We start from the raw sequence: 5,700 nt of genomic DNA, 5'->3' as shown, positions 1-5,700 counted from the left end.
CCCTCCGCGCGCCGCCGCGCCACGCATCTCGCCCTCCGTGCGCCGCCGCGCCGCGTACTCCCTCCCCGCCCCTCCGCGCGCCGCCACCCCGCCCCTCCGCGGCAGTTGCCCCGCCCCTCCGCGGGCAGTCGTGCCGCTCTGGGGGTACCTCCCAGGCCCTTGAGGCACTGGGGGAGGCAGGGCTGCCCGCAGCTGCGGTGGTGGGCGGCGCGGCGTACCTGCGGCTGCGCGGGTTGTCGCGCGACGCGACGTGCCCGCGGGCACGTACGTGCGTCTAGGCTCGGCCGTGTGACCGATCGCAACAAGCTGCCGCTGGCCGTGTTCGACCTCGACAACACCCTCGCCGACACCGCGCACCGGCAGCACTTCCTGGAGCGCAGGCCCCGCGACTGGGACGCCTTCTTCGCCGCCGCGCCGCAGGACCCCCCGCTCGCCGAGGGCATCGCGCTGGTCCACAGGAGCGCGCGGGAGTGCGAGATCGTCTACCTCACCGGGCGCCCCGAGCGCTGCCGGCGGGACACGCTGGACTGGCTCGCCGCCCAGGGGCTGCCCGAGGGGGACGTGCACATGCGCGGCAACGCCGACCGCCGGCCGGCCCGCCACACCAAGCTGGCGGTCCTGCGCCGCCTCGCCCGCACCCGGGACGTCCGCGTGCTCGTGGACGACGACGAACTGGTCTGCCTGGACGCCCGGCGGGCCGGTTTCGCCGTCGTACAGGCCCGCTGGACGGCCCCGTCCGGCGAGCTGAAGGACGCGCAGGAGCGCGAAGGGCGGACCTGACCCCGTCCGGGTCCGGCCCCGGGATTCAGTCCGTTCCCTCCAGCCGGAAGCCGACCTTCAGCCCCACCTGCCAGTGCGCGACCTGCCCGCCCTCGATCTGGCCGCGCACCTGGGTCACCTCGAACCAGTCCAGATTGCGCAGGGTCTGCGAGGCGCGTTCGATGCCGTTGCGTACGGCCTGGTCGACGCCGTCGGGCGAGGTGCCGACGATCTCCGTGACCCGGTAGGTGTGATTCGACATACAAGTGCTCCTCTCGCCTCACTCCACCGTGCCCCACACCACGGCGGAGCGCGAGACGGCGGCCCCGTCCACCGGACGGCTTGACCTGAGCATTGGTCCATACCAAGATGCTGAGGGCCCGCCCGAGCTCCGCTCGCCCCCCACGTCGGGACCCGCCCTGTCCGTCAGACAGAAACAGGACCCCTCGTGAAACGCCGTCTGCTCGCCCTTGTCTGTGTGTCCGCCTCCCTGCTCAGCGGCTGTGGGCTGATGCCCGGCGACACCGAACGGCGCACGGTCACCGTGTGGTTGATGCAGCACAGCGCCTCGCAGGAATACCTGGACCGCTTCACCGAGGAGTTCGAGCGCGAGCACCCCGGACTCGACCTCGACATCCGCATCCAGGAATGGACCGGCATCGGCGAGAAGGTGCAGAAGGCACTGGAGACGGGTGAGGAGGACGGCCCCGACGTCATCGAGGTCGGCAACACCCAGGTCGCCGCGTACGCGGAGGGCGACGGACTGCTCGACCTCACCCTGGAGTCCATGCGCGACTGGGGCCGGGAGGACTGGCTGCCCGGTCTCGCCGAACCCGGCCAGTGGGGCTCCCAGCAGTACGGCATCCCCTGGTACGCGGCCAACCGCGTCGTCATCTACCGCAAGGACCTCTTCCGGCAGGCCGGCATCACCGCCCCGCCGAAGACCCGCGACGAGTGGCTCACCCTCACCGAGGAGCTCAACACCGGCGGCAACCAGGGCATCTACCTCGCCGGACAGGACTGGTACACGCTCGCGGGCTTCATCTGGGAGGAGGGCGGAGACCTCGCCAAGGAGCGGGACGGCGTCTGGCGCGGCGCGCTGGACAGTCCGGAGGCGCTGCGCGGTATGGACTTCTACCGCCGGCTCCAGGCACTCGGCGACGGACCGGTCGACGCCGACGAGGAACACCCGCCGCAGGCCGGCGTGTTCGCCGAGGGCAAGGTCGCCCAGATCGTGGCCGTACCGGGGCTGGCGAGCGCCATCCTCAAGCAGAACCCGGAACTCGAGGGCGAATTGGGCTACTTCCCCGTCCCCGGCAGGACCGCCGACCAGCCCGGTGCCGTCTTCACCGGTGGCTCCGACCTCGTGGTCCCGGCCAAGACCGACACCCGGGAGGGCGCCGTCGAGGTCGTCGCCGCGCTCACCGGAGCGCAGTGGAACACCGACCTGGCCCGCACGATGAACTACGTCCCCAACAAGGCCGAACTCGCCGGGTCGGTGGAGGGGGAGGAGGGGGTCGCGGCCATGGCGGCCGGAGCCGCACAGGGCCGGGCGACCCCCATCACACCCCGGTGGAGCGCGGTCGAGGCGGACAACCCGATCAAGGAGTACATGACCAAGGTGCTCACCGGGTCCGACCCGGCCACCGAGGCCGAGCGCGCCGCGCGCCGCATCACCGAGGCCCTGGCCTTCGACTAGGGCGACGCGCGGCCCGGAGGCGCTCCCGTCAGCGCGCGACGCTCAGCGACAGCGCGAACCGCGCCTCCCCGTCCGTCCACCACCGGGTCAGTTCCAGCCCGGCGGCCGACAGTTCCTCGCGCACTCCGTCCTGACGGAACTTCGCCGACACCTCGGTGCGCAGCTCCTCGCCCGCCGCGAAGTCCACGGCGAGTCCCAGCGAGGGGATCTTCACCGTCTGCGTGGTGCGGGAGCGCAGCCGCATCTCGATCCACTCGTGCCCGGCGTCCCACAGCGCCACATGCTCGAAGGCGTCCGGGTCGAAGTCGGCGCCCAGCTCCCGGTTGACGACGGTCAGGACGTTCTTGTTGAACGCGGCCGTCACACCGGCCGCGTCGTCGTACGCCCGGACCAGCACCCGCTCGTCCTTCACCAGGTCCGTGCCCAGCAGCAGGGCGTCGCCCGGGGCGAGCAGGGCGCGGACGGAGGCGAGGAACGCGGCGCGCTCGGCCGGCAGCAGGTTGCCGATGGTGCCGCCGAGGAACGCCACCAGCCGCGGCCCCGGTGTGCCGGGCAGGGCCAGCCGGGCGGTGAAGTCGGCGATCAGCGCGTGCACGTCCAGCCCCGGCCGCTCGGCGGCCAGCGCCCGCCCGGCCAGGGTGAGGGCGCTCTCGCTGACGTCGACGGGGACATAGGTGTGCAGCCCGGTCAGGGCGTCGATCAGGTGCCGCGTCTTCTCCGAGGAGCCGGAGCCCAGTTCGACCAGGGTGCGGGCACCGGACGCCGCGGCGATCTCACCGGCGCGGGCGCGCAGGATCTCGCGTTCGGCGCGGGTCGGGTAGTACTCGGGCAGCGCGGTGATCTCCTCGAAGAGTTCGCTGCCCCGCGCGTCGTAGAACCACTTGGGCGGCAGCGTCTTGGGGCTGCCGGTCAGACCCTCGCGGACGTCGGCGCGCAGGGCGGCGTCGGTGGCGTCCTCGGGCAGGATGCGGGTGAGGTGGAACGGACTCACGTGAGAGGCTCCTTGAGCGGGGTCAGCAGGACGTCCGTGCGGCTCGCCGCGAGCAGGGTGCGGTCGGGTACCTCACGCCAGTGCGGATCGTCGTCGTAGGGCTCGGAGGCCACGACGGTGCCGCCACCGGCCCGGGTGAGGTACCACAGCGTGTCGCCCCAGGCGGTCGCCGTGACGGTGTCGCCATTGGTGAGCAGCAGGTTGAGCCGGGCCCCGGGGGCCGCCGCGGCGACCTCCAGGACCGTGTCGGCCAGTGCCTGCCCCTCCTCGTCACCGGCCCGCAGCCGGGCGAGCACCAGCGCCCACACGAACGCGGAGTCGTTGCGGGCCTCCAGGGACAGCACGTCCTCGGCGGACAGGGAGGCCACCAGCGGCGCGAGCGAGCCCGGCCAGCCCGGCACCGCCCCGTTGTGGCTGAACAGCCAGGTCCCGGCGGCGAACGGCGCCGCCGCGGCCTCCGCGTCGGCACCCGACAGGGTCGCGTCCCGCACGGCCGCGAGCAGCGCCCGGGTCCGTACGACACGGGCGAGATCCGCGAACGACAGGTCCGCCCACACCGGTCCGGCCCGCCGGTACCGGGCCGGCACCGGATCGCCCTCCGCGTACCAGCCCACGCCGAAGCCGTCGGCGTTGACCGTGCCGTACCTCTGCCGCCGGGGCGCCCAGGACTGCCGGTACAGCCCGTGCGGCGGCTTCACGAGCAGTTCGCCCAGCGGCTCCCCGGGCCCGACGTACGCCATGTGACGGCACATCAGACCTCCTCCGAGCGCGCCGTACGGAACCCGGAGAAGATCTGCCGCCGGACCGGCAGGTCCCAGTTGCGGAACGTCCCCCGGCAGGCCACCGGGTCCACGGCGAACGAACCGCCGCGCAGCACCTTGTGCTCCGGCCCGAAGAACACCTCCGAGTACTCCTTGTACGGGAACGCCCTGAACCCCGGGTACGGCAGGAAGTCGCTCGCCGTCCACTCCCACACGTCGCCGATCAACTGCCGTACGCCCAGCGGCGACTCACCGGCCGGGTAGCTCCCGGCGGGCGCCGGACGCAGATGCCGCTGGCCGAGGTTGGCGTGCCCGGGACCGGGGTCGGCGTCGCCCCACGGGTAGCGCATGGAGCGGTCGCCGGCCGGGTCGTACCGGGCCGCCTTCTCCCACTCGGCCTCGGTGGGCAGCCGGCGCCCGGCCCAGCGGGCGTAGGCGTCGGCCTCGTACCAGCACACGTGCAGCACCGGCTCGTCGGGCGGCACCACCTCGGTGACACCGAACCGGCGCCGCAGCCACTGACGGCCGTCCCGGCGCCAGAACAGCGGCGCGGTGAGGGAGTTGCGGCGGACGTGCGCCCAGCCCTCGGCCGTCCACCAGCGGGGCTCGTCGTAACCGCCGTCCTCGATGAACGCCCGGTACGCGGCGTTCGTCACCGGAGTGGTGTCGATCCGGAAGGGCGCCACCTCGCGCCGGTGCGCGGGCCGTTCGTTGTCCAGCGCCCACGGCTCGTCCGAGGTGCCCATGGTGAACGGGCCGCCCGGAACCAGGACTTCGGCCGGTCCCGTGAACAGCGGCACCGGCTCCGGGTCCGGGGCGGTCAGGGCCTGCGGACCCCTGCGGAGCTGATGGGTGATCAGCATGGTCTCGTCGTGCTGCTGCTCGTGCTGCGCGATCATCCCGAAGGCGAAGCCCGCCTCGGTCAGCCGCGTCCCGTGGAACGCGGCGGTCTCCAGCACGTCCAGCGCCCGGCCGCGCACGTCGGCCGCGTACCGGCGGGCCTCCTCCGGCGGCAGCAGCGGCAGCTTCGGGCGTTCGGCGCGCGGGTGCTCGAAGGCGTCGTACAGGGTGTCGATCTCGGGCCGTATCGCCTCCTGGCCGGCGACGGCCCGCAGCAGCCACTGCTCCTCCTGGTTGCCGATGTGGGCGAGGTCCCACACCAGCGGCGACATCAGCGGCGAGTGCTGGGCGGTCAGGTCGGGACCGTCGACGCAGCTGGTGAGCAGCGTGGTGCGGTCCCGTGCGGTGATCAGCGAGGCGACCGCGCGCTCGCGCAGGGCTTCGGCGTCGAGGGCGGGGTCGGTCATGAGGGGGTGTCCTTCCCGTGCGGGTGCGTGGGGCGGGGGCGCGTGCCGCGGGCCGTCGCGCGCAGCTCGTCGAGCGAGTCGTCGGCCGGGCAGCGGCCCCGGGCGACGTACCGGTCCCGGTACGCCTCGACCGCGTCGACCACCTCGGTGCCGGCACCGAGCCGGGGCAGGGCGCGCAGCGCC

Annotated in this window: 6 protein-coding genes and 1 pseudogene; 2 read left to right on the top strand and 5 right to left on the bottom strand. The window is 73.5% G+C overall.

What is annotated here, in order from left to right; translation table 11 throughout:
* Positions 1-288 precede the first annotated feature (288 nt).
* Positions 289-780 carry a hypothetical protein gene (locus tag B7767_RS26935; RefSeq protein ID WP_085574451.1) on the top strand — a complete coding sequence of 164 codons (492 nt, stop codon included), beginning with the start codon at positions 289-291 and terminating at the stop codon, positions 778-780.
* Positions 781-805: 25 nt separating this feature from the next.
* Here the strand turns inward: B7767_RS26935 and B7767_RS26930 are convergent, their stop codons facing one another.
* Positions 806-1,021 carry a dodecin gene (locus tag B7767_RS26930; RefSeq protein WP_085574450.1) on the bottom strand — a complete coding sequence of 72 codons (216 nt, stop codon included), beginning with the start codon at positions 1,019-1,021 and terminating at the stop codon, positions 806-808.
* A gap of 186 nt (positions 1,022-1,207) precedes the next feature.
* Here B7767_RS26930 and B7767_RS26925 point away from each other — a divergent pair, with 186 nt between their 5' ends.
* Positions 1,208-2,458: an extracellular solute-binding protein gene (locus tag B7767_RS26925; protein ID WP_085574449.1), complete on the top strand. Its 1,251-nt coding sequence runs from the start codon at positions 1,208-1,210 to the stop codon at positions 2,456-2,458.
* 28 nt (positions 2,459-2,486) lie between these two features.
* Here the strand turns inward: B7767_RS26925 and egtD are convergent, their stop codons facing one another.
* The 4 genes and pseudogenes from egtD to B7767_RS26905 form a co-directional block, all read right to left on the bottom strand.
* Entirely contained in the window at positions 2,487-3,449 is a 963-nt protein-coding gene (gene egtD / locus B7767_RS26920) for an L-histidine N(alpha)-methyltransferase (protein ID WP_085574448.1), read from the bottom strand.
* Positions 3,446-4,201 carry an ergothioneine biosynthesis protein EgtC gene (gene egtC / locus B7767_RS26915; RefSeq protein WP_085574447.1) on the bottom strand — a complete coding sequence of 252 codons (756 nt, stop codon included), beginning with the start codon at positions 4,199-4,201 and terminating at the stop codon, positions 3,446-3,448. The genes egtD and egtC overlap by 4 nt, the downstream gene beginning before the upstream one ends.
* Complete coding sequence (gene egtB / locus B7767_RS26910) at positions 4,201-5,517, bottom strand: ergothioneine biosynthesis protein EgtB (protein WP_085574446.1); 1,317 nt, start codon at positions 5,515-5,517, stop codon at positions 4,201-4,203. Before egtB ends, egtC begins: the two co-directional genes overlap by 1 nt.
* A pseudogene (locus B7767_RS26905) lies at positions 5,514-5,700 on the bottom strand (ergothioneine biosynthesis glutamate--cysteine ligase EgtA); the annotation flags it as partial. The pseudogene B7767_RS26905 and the gene egtB, both read right to left, overlap by 4 nt.

Origin of the sequence: Streptomyces sp. 13-12-16 (assembly GCF_002114215.1) — a bacterium.
Classification (GTDB): domain Bacteria; phylum Actinomycetota; class Actinomycetes; order Streptomycetales; family Streptomycetaceae; genus Streptomyces.
The sequence above is the reverse complement of the archived record's forward strand: the minus strand, read 5'-3'. Positions and strand labels throughout refer to the sequence as shown.

Excerpts from the sequence above, each read along its gene's own strand:
- B7767_RS26930 (WP_085574450.1), bottom strand. The coding sequence starts at position 1,021 with ATGTCGAATCACACCTACCGGGTCACGGAGATCGTCGGCACCTCGCCC.
- egtC (WP_085574447.1), bottom strand. The coding sequence starts at position 4,201 with ATGTGCCGTCACATGGCGTACGTCGGGCCCGGGGAGCCGCTGGGCGAA.
- egtB (WP_085574446.1), bottom strand. The coding sequence starts at position 5,517 with ATGACCGACCCCGCCCTCGACGCCGAAGCCCTGCGCGAGCGCGCGGTC.